Source organism: Saccharopolyspora sp. NPDC047091 (assembly GCF_040643635.1).
Lineage (GTDB): Bacteria > Actinomycetota > Actinomycetes > Mycobacteriales > Pseudonocardiaceae > Saccharopolyspora_C.
Map to the genome: position 1 here is coordinate 1 of NZ_JBEYUS010000100.1, position 16414 is coordinate 16414.

Consider the following 16414-nt stretch of genomic DNA (forward strand, 5'->3'; position numbering starts at 1 on the left):
CCGGTGCGTCGGCGATCAGTGACGTTGAGCTCGTCGGCTGGCAGCAGGTCGCCCGGGGCCCGCTCCGTAGCGGAGTATGGCCTTGCCGATCTTGCTGTCAAGGCGCCGGAAACCGCTCCCGGACGGCCCGGCGGGCCACGGCCGGGAGGTGCGTCGAGGCCGTTTGCAGCGCAGTTGCGGCGATCGCGCACGGTGCTCCGGTCATCACCCCGGGTGTTCGGTGCGGGTGAATTCACGCGTTCGGCGGAGGGGAAGGCCGCGGGGGTCGTCACCCGTTCGGCCGGAGCTCAGGGACAGGTCGCGGGGGAGCGGTGGCCGGGAACGGCGGCGCGGGCCGCCCCCGAGGGGACGGCCCGCGCCGATCGAGCTCCGCGCCGGTCAGGCGGTGACGTGCGTGCCGTCCCGGACGGTGCCCACGTACTCCTCCACGAGGTCCTCCAGCGCGACCACGCCGTGCGAGGCGCCGTCCGCGTCGACCGCGACGGCCAGGTGGCTGCGCGCCCGCCGCAGCGAGGTCAGCGCCTGGTCCAGCCGGGCCGTCACCGGCACCGACGGCAGCCTGCGGATGCGGGTGGACGCGACCGGGGTGGACGGCTCGCCGCCCGCCTGGTCCAGCACGTCCTTCACGTGCAGGTAGCCGAGCAGCTCACCGGAGTCCGCGCGCACCGGGAAGCGGGAGAACCCGGTGCTGGACACCGCGTGCTCCACGTCGCCCAGCGTCGGGGCGCCGGGCAGGCTGGTGACCTGGTCCAGCGGCACCAGCACGTCCGCGACGGTGTGCTCCACCGAGGACAGCGTCTGCGCCAGCCTGCGGTGCTCGGACTGCTCCAGCAGACCCTCGCGCCGCGACTCCACCAGCAGCTCGGCCAGCTCAGAGGACGTGTACGCCGTGTCCAGCTCGTCCTTCGGCTCCACCTTCAGCGCCTTGAGCACGCCGTTCGCCATCATGTTGAACAGCGCGATCAGCGGCCGCGCCAGCTTCACGAACGCCACCAGCGCGGGCACCAGCCACAGCGCCAGCCGCTCCGGGTCGGCGAGCGCCAGGTTCTTCGGCACCATCTCGCCGATCAGCACGTGCAGCACCACCACGATCGCCAGCGCGATCGTGAAGCCCAGCGCGTGCACCACCGGCGCGGGCACCGAGAACGGCTGGATGAGCAGCTCCAGCCGGTGCGCCACGGCCGGTTCGCCGAGCCGGCCCAGGCCCAGCGAGCACAGCGTGATGCCCAGCTGGGCGCTGGTGAGCATCAGCGAACCCTCCTGGCTCGCCTTGATCACGGTGCGGGCCCGGCTCACGCCCTGGTCCAGCAGCGCCTCCAGCCGGTCCCGGCGGGAGGACAGCAGCGAGAACTCCGCGCCCACGAAGAACGCGTTGAGCAGCAGCAACAGCACGCCGAGCAGGATCGCCACGGTGTCGCTCATCGGGTCCCCCCAGAGGTGCCGGTGGAGTCCGCCGGGTGGTGCGCCTTCGTCAGGCGCAGCTCGGCGATGCGGTGGCGGTCCATGCTCGCGACGGTGAGCCGCCACGGGCCCACCTCGACCTGGTCGCCGTAGGCCGGGATGCGGCCCAGCCGCGCCAGCACCAGACCGGCGACGGTCTCGTACTCGCCCTCGGGCATCTCGAAGCCGGTGGCCTCCTCGATCTCGTCGGCGCGCAGCAGCCCGGAGACGATCCAGGTGCCCTCGGTCAGCCTGCGCACCGCAGCGGTCTCCCGCCGGTCGTGCTCGTCGCGGACGTCGCCGATGATCTCCTCGACCACGTCCTCCAGGCTCACCAGGCCCGCGGTGCCGCCGTACTCGTCGACGACCAGGGCCAGCTGCAGCCCGGAACCGCGCAGCCGGTTCAGCAGCGAGTCACCGTCCAGCGTCTCCGGCACGGTCGGCACCGGGCGGGCCAGCGACCCGACCCGGGTGGTGTCGCGCTGGTCGCCGGGCACGCCGAACGCCTGCTTCACGTGCACCACGCCCTGCACGTCGTCCAGGTCGTGGTCGTGCACCGGGAACCGGGAGAACCCGGTGCGCCGGGCCAGCGTCAGCAGGTCCAGCACCGACGCGTCCGAGGGCAGCGACTCGACCTTCACCCGCGGCGTCATCAGCTCGTCCGCGGTGCGGTCGCCGAAGCGCAGCGAGCGGTCCATCAGGGCCGCGGTGGACTCGTCGAGCGTGCCGTGCTCGGCGCTGGAGCGGACGATCGATCCGAGCTCGTCGGGGGAGCGCGCCGAGCGCAGCTCCTCCTGCGGCTCGATGCCGAAGCGCCGCACCGCCCAGTTCGCGCTGTTGTTCATGCCGTCGATCAACCAGCGGAACACCTGCGAGAACCGGGAGTGGTAGCCGGAGACGGCACGGGCGGTCGGCAGCGGCCGGGCGATGGCGAGGTTCTTCGGCACCATCTCGCCGAACACCATCGACAACGTGGTCGCCAGCAGGATCGCCACCGTCAGCGACAGCGGTCCCGCCGCCGCGTTCGGCAGGCCGACGGCCAGGAACGCGGGGCGCAGCAGCTCACCGATCAGCGGCTCGGCCACGTAACCGGTGATCAGGGTGGTGAGGGTGATGGCGACCTGCGCGCCGGAGAGCTGGAACGACAGCGTGCGGTGCGCGCGCTGCACCGCTTTCGCCCGGCGGTCGCCGACCTGGCTGACGTGGGCGTCGACGGTGCTGCGTTCGAGCGACGTCAGGGAGAACTCGGCGGCGACGGCGAGCGCGGTGCCCAAGGTGAGCACGGCGACGAACAGGAGTCCGAGGACGGAGAGCACGATGGCCATCAGCGATCACCTCGCCGCAGGCCGGTAGTGAGCGGAAAGCCGGGACCACGTCCCGGCTCGGTACTTCCTTCAGGGGACTGTGCCGTGGGCACCGAACGTGTCACTCCTCGGGAGGAAAACGGAAATAAGCGACCCGAGTATATCCCGATCGGAGCACCGGAACCGCGCATCGTGACTCCGGCGATGCGCGGAGGGGTGGTGGAGTCGCGGGGTGCGACGGCGCAGCCACCCGCGGTCACGCGGTCGCGCCCGCGGCGGGCTCACCCCGCCGGCGCGCTCACCCCGGTCAGGACGTTCGTGATCACCGCGCCGCCGGGGGAGCGCCGCACCCGGCCGCCGCCCACCGGCGACCTGCCGTCGAGCGGCAGGCCGTCCCGCTGCGAGACGCGCCCGAACCCGGGCGTGCCCGCCTCGGCGCCGACAGCCCGGACACGTGGGTGGCGGCGTCGTCGGACGAGATCGGGAAGGCCCGGCGATCCGCTGTTCCGAGGCGTCCTCCGCCGGCTCGCGCAGCAAATCGGGGTGCTCCATCCTGGCGGAACGCACCGCGCCTCCCGGCCCGCCCACCGCTGGACCGGAGCGCGACCGCGGATCTCGGGGACCCGCCGGGAAGGCGACCCGCGAACCGCGGTGGGTGCGGGGGCAACGGCACTGCGTCCGATCGGCGGTAGCGCGATCGCGCCGAGTGCTCGCAGAACAGCGCTGCGTACGTCGCTGCGGATGATCACCCCACCGGTTTTCACCGTATTTCCAGGTTGCGGTTCACACCATTTGGGCAAGGCGTAACCTCTGCGCAGTTCCGCACGCGGCCACCCGCCGCACCAGCACCAGAGAGGTCGTGATCGTGAGTAACCCCACGGTTGCGGACGCGCCGCAGCAGGGCTTCTTCGGCCAGCCACGGGCACTGTCCACGCTGTTCTTCACCGAGATGTGGGAGCGGTTCTCCTACTACGGGATGCGCGGGATCCTCGCGCTCTACCTGTACACGGCGGTGCAGGACGGTGGTCTCGGGCTTCCGGAGACCACCGCCACCTCGCTCGTGTCCGCCTACGGCGCCTCGGTGTACCTGACCGGTGTCGCCGGCGGCTGGATCGCCGACCGGATCTTCGGTGCTCGCCGCGCCGTGTTCTGGGGTGGCGTCCTGATCATGTTCGGGCACATCGCGATGGCGATTCCCGGCGGTCTGGTCACCACCGGCATCGGCATCGTGCTGATCATCGCCGGTACCGGGTTGCTCAAGCCGAACGTCTCGAAGATGGTCGGCGACCTCTACGCGCAGCAGGACAAGCGCCGCGACGCCGGTTTCTCGATCTTCTACATGGGGATCAACCTCGGCGGCTTCGCCGGTCCGCTGATCTCCGGGTTCCTCCAGTCCGAGATCGGCTTCCACTGGGGCTTCGGCGCCGCCGCGGTCGGCATGGCGCTGGGCTTGGTGCAGTACGTGCTGGGCAGGCGCAACCTCTCCAGCGTCAGCGACGTGCCCGGCAACCCGCTGCCCGCCGAGCACAAGGGCGCCGTGCTGGGCCGCGCCGGCGGCATCGCCGCGGTGTTCGTGATCGGGCTGGTGGCGCTGGTCGGCACCGGGGTCATCGGTCTCGGCGGCCTCGTCAACGTGGTCACGGTGATCTCGGCCGTGCTGCCGATCGCCTACTTCACGGTGATGCTCAGCAGCAAGCAGATCACCAAGGTGGAGCGGGAGCGGCTCGTCGCCTACATCCCGCTGTTCCTCGCGACCGCGCTGTTCTTCATGCTCTTCGAGCAGCAGGCCAGCACCCTGGTGATCGTCACCGACATGCAGACCACCCACGAGGTGTTCGGCTGGGAGTTCCCGGTCAGCTGGTTCCAGTCGATCAACTCGCTGACGATCATCATCCTGGCGCCGGTGTTCGCCGCGCTGTGGCTGAAGCTGGGCGACCGGCAGCCGAGCACGGCGATCAAGTTCGTCGGCGGTCTCGTCTTCGTCGGACTGGGCTTCCTGTGGGTCGTGGTGTCCGGGTTCATCACCGACTCCAGCGGCAAGCAGCTGGCGCTGGTGGTGGCGCTGGTGTTCGTCATCCTCACCATCGGTGAGCTGATGCTCTCGCCGGTCGGGCTGTCGGTGACCACGAAGCTGGCGCCGCCGGTGTTCTCCTCGCAGACGATGGGCCTGTACTTCCTGGCCCCGGCGCTGGGGCAGGGCGTCGGCGCGCAGGTCGTGAAGCTCTACGACCCGGCGAACCAGATGCTGTACTTCGGCGTGATCGGGTTGGCGACCATCGCCTGCGGCGGGCTGCTCGCGCTGGGCGCACCGAAGATCAAGAAGTTGATGCACGGGGTGCCGTGATCCAGCCCCTCGACGGCGGCGGGCGGTCCGGTTCGGGCCGCCCGCCGCGTCATGCCGGGGCCCGCTCCCGGGTGCTACCGAGACCGGTCTCCTCGGCGAGGTCGTCCAGCAGCCCCCGCAGCCGGTCCAGGGTGGCGAGCGTGCGGTGCAGCGAGGTCGGGTCCTGCGGCAGCGACTCGGCGAGGTCGCGCAGGTCGTCGGCCCAGGACTGCGCGGACTCGCGGGCCTCCCGGGTGCTCTGGGTGGCCTCCTGGGTCATCGATTCGGCCGTCTCGGCCATCGCCCACAGCAGTTCGGCCAGCCTCTCGCGGGTGTCCCCGTCGAGCATGTCCACGGCGGGCGGCAGCACGGCCGCCAGGTTGCGGGCGGCGTAGGCGCAGCCGGTGAGCACCGTCAGGGACCGGTCGAGCGCGCTGCGCCGCGACGGCATCCGGTACGCCAGCAGCGGCCGGGCGCTGGAGAGCGAGCTGTCCAGCGCGTCGTCCACCTCGCGGACGCCTTCGCGCAGGCCCTCGCCGCAGTCGCCGGCGCTCACCGCGGTGCCGGTCGACCGCAGCAGGTCCCGCAACCGCAGCAGGAAGTCCTCGGCGTTGTCCCGCACCAGCCGCCGGGTGCGGGTGGGCAGCACCACCGTCGCCGCCAGCACCCCGGCGCTCGCGCCGATCGCGGTCTCGGCGAGCCGCACGCCCAGCACGCTCACGTCGAAGGTGCCGAGCACCGCGTAGAGCGCCCCCAGCATCGTGGTGATGAAGAAGGTCATCCCGGCGTAGGACACCCCGGCCAGGTAGAACGCGGCGAACACGCAGCACAGGATCACCAGCAGCTCCGCGGCGGGATCACCGGTGATGCGGGAGGCCACCAGCACCCCGGCGACCACCCCGAGCATGGTGCCCGCGGTGCGCTGCCAGGCCCGCACCAGCAGCTCGCCGCGGCTGTTCGCGCTGATGAACACCACGAACGCCGTGATCACCGCCCAGTACCAGCGGTTCGGCGAGACCAGCTGGCCGAACACGATCGCCATCGCGGCGGCGCAGGTGGCCTGCACGGCCGCGCGCACCTCGGGGCGGCGCAGCCCGGTCTCCTCCTGCTCCCCGCGGTCCCGGTCCTGGTCGTCCCGGTCCCGGTCGGCCGCGTCGCGCTCCTCGCGGGAGCTCTGCCCGGCGTCCTCCCCGGCGGTGCCGTCGGCGTCCCCGGTGCGCGGTGCGACCCGGCCGAGGTCGCCGTAGGCGGCGGTGAGCTCGGCGAGCGCCGCCCCCAGCCTGCGGATCGCCATCGCCAGCTCCACCGAACCGTCCCGCGTCGTCCGGGACCCGTCGCCGTCCGCGACCGCGGTGGCCGCGCCCGGTGCGGCGCGCACCCCGTCGCGTTCGATGCGGTCGGCCAGCGAGCGCGCGGCCGCTCGGACCTCGGAGGCGTCGCTGCGCACCACCGCCAGCAGCTCCGCGACGGCCTGCGGGACCGCCGTTCCGCCGCTGGGGTGGTCGAGCACCCGCATCAGCGGGGTCAGCAGGTTCTCCGCGGTCAGCTCGACGCCGAGGATGCGCCGCCGCAGCAATTCCCGGCCCGCCTCGCCGAGCTCGTCGAGGTCGGACACGGCGCTCTCCAGCATCCGGGCGGTCTCGTTGAGCCGCACCGAGCGGTGCCGCAGCCGCTTGCGGCGCCGCTCCGAGTCCGGCTGCTGGGCCAGCGCGCGCACCTCGTGCAGCAGGGCCTGCACCTGGGCGCGCAGCGTGCGCCGCCCCCGCTCCAGCACCCCGCGCGGGTCGTCCCGCAGCAGCACGAACCGCAGCAGGAACGCGCTGCCCGCCCCGCACACCGCCGCCCACAGCAGGTCCGGCAGCTGCGGCAGCTGCGGGCGGAGGAACATCGCGAAGAAGTACCCCATGAACGCGACCATCCCGAACGCGAAGTACCGCGAACCGAACCGCCGGATGTAGGTCGCCGCGAACACCACGGGCAGGAACAGCGCCACGTGCAGCACCGGCAAGCCGGCCGTGGAGGTGGCCAGGGCGAGGGAGATCGCGGCGGGCACCGGGATCAGCAGCGTGGTGCGGCGGCGTTCCCGTTCGGTGGCGTCGTTGACCGCGGTGACCGAGTTGATCGCCACCACCGCGGCGACCATCCCGTTGGTCACCGGCCGGTGCAGCAGCCAGAGCGCTCCCATCGCGACGATGAGCGCGAAGGCCACCGCCAGCGTCGTGCGCGCGGCGTTGCGCAGCCTGCGCAACGCCGGGTCGGAGGCGAGGAAGCGGTTCCACCACTCGCTGACCACGTTGCGCTCGCTCCTTCCTCGCCGCTCGCCGCGGCCGCCGCCGCGACCCTACGCCGCGCTACCGCCGGATGGGCGTGGCGCGCCGGGCGGACGGGGGAGCGGTTGTCAGGCCCCGCGGTGCCTGCGCACGCTCTCCTCGACGACGTCGAGCACCGGGCCGAGGTCGTCGGCGGGCAGGCCCATCGCCAGGTGCGAGACGAGTCCTTCGAGGACCAGTTCGAGGTAGGCGGTGAGCACGTCGACGTCCACGTCGTCGCGCAGGTTCCCGCCGTCGCGCTGCCACTGCAGGCGGGCCTTGGTGGCGGCGGTGAGCTGTTCGGAGCGCTGCGCCCAGCGGGCCCGGAACTCGGCGTCGGTGCGCAGCCGCCGCGACACCTCCAGCCGGGTGCCCAGCCACTCGGCCTCCGGTTCGCTGCCGCCGCCGGGGGTGCGGTCGGCGAGCAGGTCGCGCATCACCTGCACGAGGCCTTGTTCGGCGACCACGTCGGCCATCCGGGCGGCGTCGTCCTCGGCGAGGGCGAGGAAGAGCGATTCCTTGTCCTTGAAGTGGTGGAAGATCGCGCCGCGGGACAGCCCGGTGGCCTCTTCCAGCCTGCGGACGGTGGCACCCTCGTACCCGTTGCGGGCGAAGCAGCTGCGGGCACCGTCGAGGATCTGGCGGCGCCTGGCCTGGAGGTGATCCCGACTGACCCTGGGCATGGGTTGATCGTCCCAGTTCGGTCGCGACCCATGCAATCCGTACGTACGTATTGTTGGCAACCATCCACCTGTTGGGGAAGTATTCCGCAGAGGCACTGGACTTCTCCGCACACCTGCGCACCGATTTCGACCCGCCCGTGACGTTCGCCCGATTCGAGGCGTTCCCGCCGGCTCCGGTCGGGCAGGCACCGCGCCCGGACGGTCCCGGCGGCCCAGGTGGGCCCCGGTGGCGCCGGTGCTCTACCCAGGTGGTGATGATCCGCATGACCGCGTCGATCGATTCCCCCTCCGCGGCGCACCCGCCCGCCGAGGTACCCAGCTCCCGCATCCGCACCAGGGCCGAAGCGGAGGCCTACGTGGCTTCGGTCTGCTTCAAGCACGGGCCTCCGAGGCTGCTCGGCGTCGAACTCGAATGGACCGTCCACCACGCGGCCGATCCCCGGCGGCCGCTCGACGCCGAGGCGCTCATCGCGGCGCTCGGCCCGCACGCCCCCCGCTCCCTGGTCCCGGACAGCCCGCAGCGCCCGCTGCCGAACGGCTCCGCGCTCACCGTCGAACCCGGTGGCCAGGTCGAGGTCTCCAGTCTCCCGTCGCCCTCGCTGCGGTCCCTGCTCGACACGACCGCCGCCGACGCCGCGCACGTCCGGCGCAGGCTCGCCGACGCCGGACTGCTGCTCGGCGAGCGCGGCACCGATCCGTGGCGCATCCCGCACCGGTTGCTGCACGTCCCCCGCTACGCGGCGATGGAGTGCGCATTCGACCGCATCGGCATCGGTGGCCGGCTCATGATGTGCAGCACCGCAGGGGTGCAGGTGTGCCTGGACGCCGGTGAACCGCACCGGGTCGCGGCGCGCTGGGCGGCGCTGCACGCGCTCGGCCCGGTGTTCATCGCGGCGTTCGCGAACTCTCCGCAGCTGTTCGGCGACCCCACCGGCTGGGCGTCGGCGCGCACCCGCTCGCTGCTGCGCACCGACATCCCGCGGATGCGCCCCGGCCCGGCGACGGCCGATCCGGGCGCGGACTGGGCGCGCCGGGTGCTGGACACCGCGCTGCTGTGCCTGCGCCGCGACGGCACCGATTGGCGGGCGCCCGGCGGGGTGACCTTCGCCGAGTGGATCTGCGGCGCGCTGCCCTGGCCGCCGACCTTCGACGACCTCGACTACCACCTGAGCACCCTGTTCCCGCCGGTGCGGCCGCGCGGGTACTTCGAGGTCCGCTACCTGGACGCGCAGCACGGCGACGGCTGGATGCTGCCCGCCGCCGCGCTCGCCGCGCTGTTCGCCGCCGAGTCCGCTGTGGACCGAGCGCTGGAGCTCGCCGCGCCCGCCGCGGGCCGCTGGGTCGCCGCCGCCCGCCACGGCCTCGGCGACCCGGTGCTGGCCCGCACCGCGACCGCCGTGCTGGAGCTGGCCTGCCGCGAGCTCGACCGGCTGGACGAGACCCCGGAACTGGTGGAACCGCTCGCCGACGTGGTGCGCAGCCGGCTCGCCGAAACCCGCTGACCGACGCGCAGTCATCCCGCGCGTCGAGGTGGCAGCCCCGGCGCGCCCTTCCCGCCGAACATGGAGGTGACCCGGTGAACACCAGGTCCCAAGCAGGCACCGAACCCCAGCACCCCCCGCGTCCCGGCCGCGGCGACCTCGCCGACCTCGGCGTCGAAGCGCTGCGCTCGCGGGTGGCCGACGAACTCATCCGCACCCGCGCCCGCAGCGAGGCGCTCACCGGCAGCGTCGACGACGACGACCTCACCCGGCAGCACTCGCCGCTGATGTCGCCGCTGGTGTGGGACCTCGCGCACATCGGCAGCCAGGAGGAACTGTGGCTGGTGCGCGACGTCGGCGGGGCCGAGGCGATCCGCCCCGACATCGACGACCTCTACGACGCGTTCCAGCACCCGCGCCGCGACCGGCCGCAGCTGCCGCTGCTGGGCCCCGCCGAAGCCCGCTCCTACGTGGGCGAGGTGCGGACCAAGGTGCTCGACCTGCTCGACCGCGCCCCGCTGGAGGGCAGGCGGCTGGTGGCGCAGGCGTTCGCGTTCGGCATGATCGTGCAGCACGAGCAGCAGCACGACGAGACGATGCTCGCCACCCACCAGCTGCGGCAGGGCCCGCCGGTGCTCACCGCCGACGACCCGCCCACCGCCGGAGCCGAGGCGCTGCCCGCGGAGGTCCTGGTGCCGGGCGGGCCGTTCACGATGGGCACCTCCACCGAACCGTGGGCGCTGGACAACGAACGCCCCGCCCACCGGGTGCACGTGCCGGACTTCCTCATCGACACCACCCCGGTCACCAACGCCGCCTACCGGCGCTTCGTCGACGGCGGCGGCTACGACTCGCCGCGCTGGTGGAGCGAGGAGGGCTGGGCGTACCGGCAGCACGCGGAGCTCACCGCGCCCCGGTTCTGGCGGCGCGACGGCGACGGCTGGCTGCGCCGCCGGTTCGGGCACGTCGAGCCGTTGCCGCCGGACGAACCGGTGCTGCACGTCAGCTTCCACGAGGCCGAGGCCTACGCGCGGTGGGCCGGCAAGCGGCTGCCCACCGAGCAGGAGTGGGAGAAGGCCGCTCGCCACGACCCGCGCACCGGGCGCTCGCTGCGCCACCCGTGGGGCGACGAGGACCCCGGGCCGGAGCACGCCAACCTCGGCCAGCGGCACCTGCGGCCCGCGGCGGCCGGTGCCTACCCGCTGGGTGCGGCGCCGTGCGGGGCGCGCCAGCTCATCGGCGACGTGTGGGAGTGGACGTCCTCGGACTTCCTGCCCTACCCGGGTTTCGCGGCGTTCCCGTACCGGGAGTACTCGGAGGTGTTCTTCGGCCCCGGGCACAAGGTGCTGCGCGGCGGCTCGTTCGGCACCGATGCGGCGGCCTGCCGCGGCACCTTCCGCAACTGGGACCTGCCGATCCGGCGGCAGATCTTCAGCGGCTTCCGCTGCGCCCGCACCCCGCGCCCGGACGAGCTCGGCTGAGCGCGGCATGTGCAGGCACCTGGGCTACCTCGGGCCACCGCTGCCGCTGGCGGAGCTGCTGCTGGACCCGCCGCACTCGCTGCTGGAGCAGACGTGGGCGCCGCGGGACATGCGCGGCGGCGGCACCGTCAACGTCGACGGGTTCGGCGTCGGCTGGTACGAAGCCGGCGCCGAGCCCGCCCGGCATCGCCGAGCCGTTCCGATGTGGACGGACCGCTCGTTCGCGGAGCTCGCGCGCAGGCAGCGGTCCGGGGCGGTGCTGGCGGCGGTGCGCTCGGCGACCGTCGGCATGCCGGTCAGCGAGGCGGCGTGCGCCCCGTTCACCGACGGGACGTGGCTGTTCAGCCACAACGGCGTCGTCGCGGGCTGGCCGGACTCGCTGGCGAAGGCCGCGGCCGAGCTGGACGTCGTGGACCTGATGACGCTGGAGGCGCCGACCGACTCGGCGGTGCTGTGGGCGCTGCTGCGCCACCGGCTGCAACGCGGCGCGGAACCGGCGCGGGCGGTGCGCGACGTCCTCGGCCAGGTGGTGCGCACCCGGCCGGAATCGCGGCTGAACCTGCTGCTCACCGACGGCGGCACGCTGATCGGCACCACCTGGGGTCACGCGCTGTCGGTGCGCGCGGACGCGGACTCGGTGCTGCTGTCCGCCGAACCGTTCGGCGACGACTCCCGGTGGCGGCCGGTCCCGGACCGGCACCTGGTCATCGCCCGGCCCGGCGATGTGCACGTCGCACCACTGCTCGACGAGGGGGAACGACCATGACCGAGCCCGAACTGATCGTGCACTTCACCGCGGCGGACGCGGCCCGCGAGCTGCGCGCCGACGCCCGCGCGGGCCTCACCGACCGGCCGAAGTGGCTGCCGCCGAAGTGGCTCTACGACGCCCGGGGCAGCGAGCTGTTCGAGCGGATCACCGAGCTGCCGGAGTACTACCAGACCCGCGCCGAGCACGGCATCCTCAGCAGGCACGCCGTCGACGTCGCCGAGCTCACCGGTGCGGGCACCCTCGTCGAGCTCGGCTCCGGCTCCTCGGAGAAGACCCGGCTGCTGCTGGACGCGCTGCGCAAGACCGCGACGCTGCGGCGGTTCGTGCCGCTGGACGTCTCCGAGTCCGCGCTGCGCCAGGCCACCGCGGCGATCGCGCTGGACTACCCGGAGCTGCTGGTGCGCGGCATCGTCGGCGACTTCACCACCGAGCTGGCCGCGGTCCCCGCGGGCAGCGGACGGCTGGTGGCGTTCCTCGGCGGCACCATCGGCAACTTCCCGCCCGCCGAACGCGCCCGGTTCCTCGCCGCGGTGCGGGCCGCGCTGCGGCCGGGGGAGTGGCTGCTGCTGGGCACCGACCTGGTGAAGGACCCGGACCGGCTGGTGCGGGCCTACGACGACGCGCAGGGCGTCACCGCCGAGTTCGACCGCAACGTGCTGCGCGTGCTCAACCGGGAACTGGGCGCCGGGTTCGACCCGGACGCCTTCGCGCACGTGGCGCGGTGGGACGCCGAGCAGGAGTGGATCGAGATGCGGCTGCGGGCGTCCCGCGCGATGCGGGTGCCGGTGGACGGGCTCGGGCTGACCGTGGAGCTCGCCGCGGGGGAGGAGATCCGCACCGAGGTGTCGGCGAAGTTCCGCCGCTCCCGCGTCGAGGGCGAACTCGCCGACGCCGGGTTCGAGCTCACCCGCTGGTGGCTCGACGACCCGGGCGACTTCGCGCTGTCCCTGGCGACCGCGGTCTGAACCGGCGACCGCGGTCCGGCCGGTGGTCGGGGCCTGCCCGGTGGTCGCGATCACGATCGCGGGTCGCGGTCACCGGGCGGTGTGACAGGGTTGGCCGGGTGAAGGTCATGACCAAGGTCGCGCAGCGGCTCGGCAGGCAGCAGTGGTTCGCCGCGGTCGGCCGGAAGCTGGTGCCCGCCGACCTCGCGGTGCAGCGGCGCACCGGTGGCCGCATCGGCCTGGCGCGGCTGGGCGGGCTGTCCGCGATGGTGCTCACCACCACCGGGCGGCGCAGCGGCCTGCCGCGCGAGGTGCCGTTGCTGTACGTGCCGCACGGCGACGACTACCTGGTGATCGGCTCGAACTGGGGTCAGGCGGCGCACCCGGCCTGGTCGGCGAACCTGCTGGCGCACCCGGACGCCGAGGTGGACGTGATCTCCCGCCGGGTGCCGGTGCGGGCGCGGCTGCTCACCGGGGACGAGCGGGAACGGCTGTGGCACGAGGTGGTCCTGCCGTTCTGGCCCGCCTACGAGGACTACGAACGCCGCGCCGGGGGCCGCGAACTGCGGGTCTTCCTGCTCAGCCCGCACTGACCGTCAGCGGCGCTCGCCGACGAGCACCGACCAGCCCAGCGAGCCGCGTTCGCGGGTCAGGTAGTCGTTGCGGAACCGGCGCGAGTCGCCGAGCACCCGGTCCCGGTCGGGGTGCTCGGGGTTGCACTTGGCCCAGGTGTGGGCGTTCTTCCACTGCCCCGACTCGTAGCGGTCCCAGTCGTCGAGGGAGGCCGACACGAGGCCGGTGACCTCCACGTCGAACTCCTCGGCGACGTGCACCAGCTCGATCAGCGAGGGCAGCTCCTCGGTGGAGGACCCGTCCACCGAGTGCACGTCGCCGATCGCGAACCGGCCGTGCTCCAGCAGCGCCGCCACCATCCACTCCATCGACGCGCGGAAACCGCCGAGCGCGAAGCTCGCGCCCAGGCAGGTCGCGACCGCGTAGCCGCCGGGCTCCGGCTCGAACTCCAGCGCAGGCCCGTGCACGTGCCGCACCCGGTCGGTCAGCCCGGAGGACGCGGCGCGCTCCCGCGCGGCCCGCACGAACTCCTCGTTGCTCTCCAGCCCGACCACGTCGGCGCCCATCGCGGCCAGCTCCGCCGCCCACCAGCCGCGGCCGGCGCCGATGTCGAGGACCCGGTCACCGGCGCCGATCTCCAGGTGTTCGGCGACCTCGCGGAGCTTCGCGGGGCTGATCGGGTTCTGCACGTCGTGAGTGGATTCGACGATGGAGAAGTAGTCGCTGTCGCTCATCGGCGGTCAGGGTAGCGGACCCGGTGATCGCTCCCGCCCGGTGATTCCCCGGGCTGCGCGGGCAGAACCGCCGGGATGGATCTTTGGCGCGTCCCGGCGGCGGAGCAGAGTTGCGGCCGTGCGCGCAGCCGGATCGGGAGGACCGTCGATGACCCGTGCGAGCCGACCCCGCGGCGTCGGTAGGTGCGAGCGCCGCGCGGCGCCGCCGGACCGGCCGCCGCGGGAACCGGACGAGGACGAGTGCCCGGCCGGTGGTGAGCACGTGCTGATCCCGGAGCAGGGCGGCCGCATGGTCTGCATCAAGTGCAACCAGGTCAGGTGAGCGGCCCGTTCCCGACCTGGCCGGGCGCGGGGAGGCCGACGAGGCAGCGCAGGCACGGCATCCCGGCCGGGCCGTGCGAGACCTCGGCGAGGTCGGCGGGGATCAGCTCACCGCAGGCGGTGGTCCACTGCGCCACGTCCTCGACCGGTCCGGCGGCTTCGGCGAGGTGCGCTTGCCTGCGGGATTCGGCGACGGCGCCCGGCGCGTAGCGGACGGCCACGACCTGCGTGGTGCGGGCGGGCGATCGGTCGCCGCCGGATAGCTCGTGCTCCGATGCGTCGGACAAACCGGTTCACCTCCGGGGGTGGGACGCGGTCGCCCACGCAGGGTAGGCGGGGCCGCTACCCGAGCAGGGTAACGACAGCGGGCGGACGGCGGTAGCTCCCGACGTCGAGCCGGTTTCCGAAGCGGACGGTGACCGGCGGGCCCGATTTTCGCCGCTGCACGCGGGTGTTCGGCGGAACGGAGTACGCGCGGGACTGCGGTGGTGGGCCCGCGGCACGCGGCTGAACGGAGCAGCCGCGGATAGCCTGACCAGCGGTCCGCGCAATCCAGGGGGTGGCTCGTTGAGTCGAGAATCACGCGCGTTCGACGCACCGCGGCTGCCGCACCGATCGCGGGCGTCGACGGTGGCCCGGGTCGGCGCGGCCCTGCTGTCGGCGGCGGTGCTCGCCGCGACCGGCTACGGCTGGGCGAACTACGGCGACCTGCGGTGGGCGTTGAGCACCAGCTCCGCTACCGAGGGCGCGAGCGCCGACGGCGCCACCGACATCCTGCTGGTGGGCCTGGACAGCCGCACCGACGCGCAGGGCCGCCCGCTGCCGGACGACGTGCTGCGCAGGCTGGGTGCGGGGCGGAATCCGGCGAGCCTCACCGACACGCTGATCCTGGTGCACGTGCCGGAGGACGGGTCGCGGGCGACCGCGTTCTCCATCCCGCGGGACACCTACGCGACCATTCCGGGACACGGCGAGCACAAGATCAATTCGGCGTACGGGCGGGGGAAGGCGGCGGCCGCGGCGAGCATGGGCGGCCTCGACCCCGCGGAGCGGGAACGGCGCTCCGCCGACGCGGGCCGGTCGCTGGTCACCGACTCGGTGCAGCGGCTGACGGGGGTGCAGGTCGACCACTACGCGGAGGTGAACCTGCTCGGTTTCGCCCGGCTCACCGATGCGGTCGGCGGGGTGCCGGTGTGCCTGAACCGACCGGTGCGCGATTCCTACTCGGGGGCGGAGTTCGCGGCGGGCCACCAGCGGATCGCGGGCGCGGACGCGCTGGCGTTCGTGCGCCAGCGCCACGGCCTGCCCCGCGGCGACCTGGACCGGATGGTGCGCCAGCAGGCTTTCCTGGCCGGACTGGTGCGGACCGCGACCTCCGGCGGGGTGCTGTCGCAGCCCGCGCGGCTGAGCGAGCTGATCGACTCGGCGCGGCAGTCGATCGTGCTGGACCGGGAGTGGGACGTGCTCACCTTCGCCCAGCGGATGCAGGGGATCACCGCGGGGGCCGTGGAGTTCTCCACCATCCCGATCCGGGACGCGAACTTCGCCACCCGCGACGGCCAGGCGGTCCGGGTGGATCCGATCGAGGTCGGGCGCGCCGTGCAGGGCGCCGCGGACGGACGGCCGGTGCCGCGCCAGGCCGAGCCCACCGGCGCGCGCGCCACGGGGGAGTCCACCGGGGAAGCCGGCCGGTCGTCGGCGCCCCGCAGCACCCGGGATGACGAGACCGGGTCCTCGTCGAGCTCGGCCCGGCCGTCCACGACCCGCACGTCCCGGTCGAGCGAGGGGACGACGAGCCGCTCCGGCACGACCCGCTCGTCCAGCAGCCGCGAGACCACCTCCGAGGCCTCCGAGACCTCGGCGCCGTCGACGAGCCGCAGCGCCACGTCGTCGGCCCCCGCCACCTCGACGACCCCGGTCGACCGGCCGATCGCCCCGGACCCGATCACCGCCGACGGCATCAACTGCATCAACTGACCCCGGACGCGCGACGGCCCCGGCACGCTTGTGACGTACCGGGGCCGCCGATCAGCTACCTGCCGGATCGGCAGG

General features: G+C 73.5%; 14 protein-coding genes. 8 read left to right on the forward strand and 6 right to left on the reverse strand.

What is annotated here, in order from left to right:
- Positions 1 to 378: 378 nt before the first annotated feature.
- Together ABZ805_RS27435 and ABZ805_RS27440 are read right to left on the reverse strand one after the other, a co-directional pair.
- Positions 379 to 1422, reverse strand: a complete 1044-nt coding sequence (locus tag ABZ805_RS27435) for a hemolysin family protein (protein WP_358446232.1) — start codon at positions 1420 to 1422, stop codon at positions 379 to 381.
- Complete coding sequence (locus ABZ805_RS27440; RefSeq protein ID WP_358446235.1) at positions 1419 to 2765, reverse strand: hemolysin family protein; 1347 nt, start codon at positions 2763 to 2765, stop codon at positions 1419 to 1421. The genes ABZ805_RS27435 and ABZ805_RS27440 overlap by 4 nt, the downstream gene beginning before the upstream one ends.
- A gap of 844 nt (positions 2766 to 3609) precedes the next feature.
- On the opposite strand from ABZ805_RS27440, the gene ABZ805_RS27445 reads away from it, so the two are divergent.
- Complete coding sequence (locus ABZ805_RS27445) at positions 3610 to 5088, forward strand: peptide MFS transporter (protein WP_358446238.1); 1479 nt, start codon at positions 3610 to 3612, stop codon at positions 5086 to 5088.
- 49 nt (positions 5089 to 5137) lie between these two features.
- Here the strand turns inward: ABZ805_RS27445 and ABZ805_RS27450 are convergent, their stop codons facing one another.
- Both ABZ805_RS27450 and ABZ805_RS27455 read right to left on the reverse strand, forming a co-directional pair.
- The gene (locus ABZ805_RS27450; RefSeq protein WP_358446241.1) at positions 5138 to 7360 is read right to left on the reverse strand and encodes an FUSC family protein; all 2223 of its coding nucleotides are present in this window, start codon (positions 7358 to 7360) and stop codon (positions 5138 to 5140) included.
- A 105-nt stretch (positions 7361 to 7465) separates the two neighbouring features.
- Positions 7466 to 8059, reverse strand: a complete 594-nt coding sequence (locus ABZ805_RS27455; protein ID WP_358446244.1) for a helix-turn-helix domain-containing protein — start codon at positions 8057 to 8059, stop codon at positions 7466 to 7468.
- A 263-nt stretch (positions 8060 to 8322) separates the two neighbouring features.
- On the opposite strand from ABZ805_RS27455, the gene egtA reads away from it, so the two are divergent.
- The 5 genes from egtA to ABZ805_RS27480 all read left to right on the forward strand — a co-directional run bounded on the left by egtA (position 8323) and on the right by ABZ805_RS27480 (position 13327).
- Entirely contained in the window at positions 8323 to 9561 is a 1239-nt protein-coding gene (egtA, locus tag ABZ805_RS27460) for an ergothioneine biosynthesis glutamate--cysteine ligase EgtA (RefSeq protein WP_358446247.1), read from the forward strand.
- A 161-nt stretch (positions 9562 to 9722) separates the two neighbouring features.
- Entirely contained in the window at positions 9723 to 11021 is a 1299-nt protein-coding gene (egtB, locus tag ABZ805_RS27465) for an ergothioneine biosynthesis protein EgtB (protein ID WP_358446270.1), read from the forward strand.
- A 7-nt stretch (positions 11022 to 11028) separates the two neighbouring features.
- Positions 11029 to 11787, forward strand: a complete 759-nt coding sequence (gene egtC, locus ABZ805_RS27470) for an ergothioneine biosynthesis protein EgtC (RefSeq protein WP_358446250.1) — start codon at positions 11029 to 11031, stop codon at positions 11785 to 11787.
- Positions 11784 to 12755 (forward strand): L-histidine N(alpha)-methyltransferase, encoded by a 972-nt coding sequence (gene egtD / locus ABZ805_RS27475; protein ID WP_358446253.1) that lies wholly within the window; start codon positions 11784 to 11786, stop codon positions 12753 to 12755. Before egtC ends, egtD begins: the two co-directional genes overlap by 4 nt.
- Positions 12756 to 12862: 107 nt before the next feature.
- Positions 12863 to 13327, forward strand: a complete 465-nt coding sequence (locus ABZ805_RS27480; protein WP_358446256.1) for a nitroreductase/quinone reductase family protein — start codon at positions 12863 to 12865, stop codon at positions 13325 to 13327.
- Between the two features lie 3 nt (positions 13328 to 13330).
- Here ABZ805_RS27480 and ABZ805_RS27485 read toward each other — a convergent pair whose 3' ends face one another.
- Complete coding sequence (locus ABZ805_RS27485; RefSeq protein ID WP_358446258.1) at positions 13331 to 14041, reverse strand: class I SAM-dependent methyltransferase; 711 nt, start codon at positions 14039 to 14041, stop codon at positions 13331 to 13333.
- A gap of 148 nt (positions 14042 to 14189) precedes the next feature.
- On the opposite strand from ABZ805_RS27485, the gene ABZ805_RS27490 reads away from it, so the two are divergent.
- Positions 14190 to 14363 (forward strand): hypothetical protein, encoded by a 174-nt coding sequence (locus ABZ805_RS27490; protein WP_358446261.1) that lies wholly within the window; start codon positions 14190 to 14192, stop codon positions 14361 to 14363.
- Here ABZ805_RS27490 and ABZ805_RS27495 read toward each other — a convergent pair.
- On the reverse strand, positions 14356 to 14649 hold the full coding sequence (locus tag ABZ805_RS27495) for a hypothetical protein (RefSeq protein ID WP_358446264.1): 294 nt from the start codon (positions 14647 to 14649) through the stop codon (positions 14356 to 14358). The two genes, ABZ805_RS27490 and ABZ805_RS27495, sit on opposite strands and share 8 nt — an antisense overlap.
- Before the next feature lie 280 nt (positions 14650 to 14929).
- Between ABZ805_RS27495 and ABZ805_RS27500 the strand changes: the two genes are divergently transcribed.
- A complete protein-coding gene (locus ABZ805_RS27500) occupies positions 14930 to 16339 on the forward strand; it encodes an LCP family protein (RefSeq protein ID WP_358446267.1) in 1410 nt (469 codons plus the stop codon).
- The last annotated feature ends 75 nt before the right edge of the window (positions 16340 to 16414 follow it).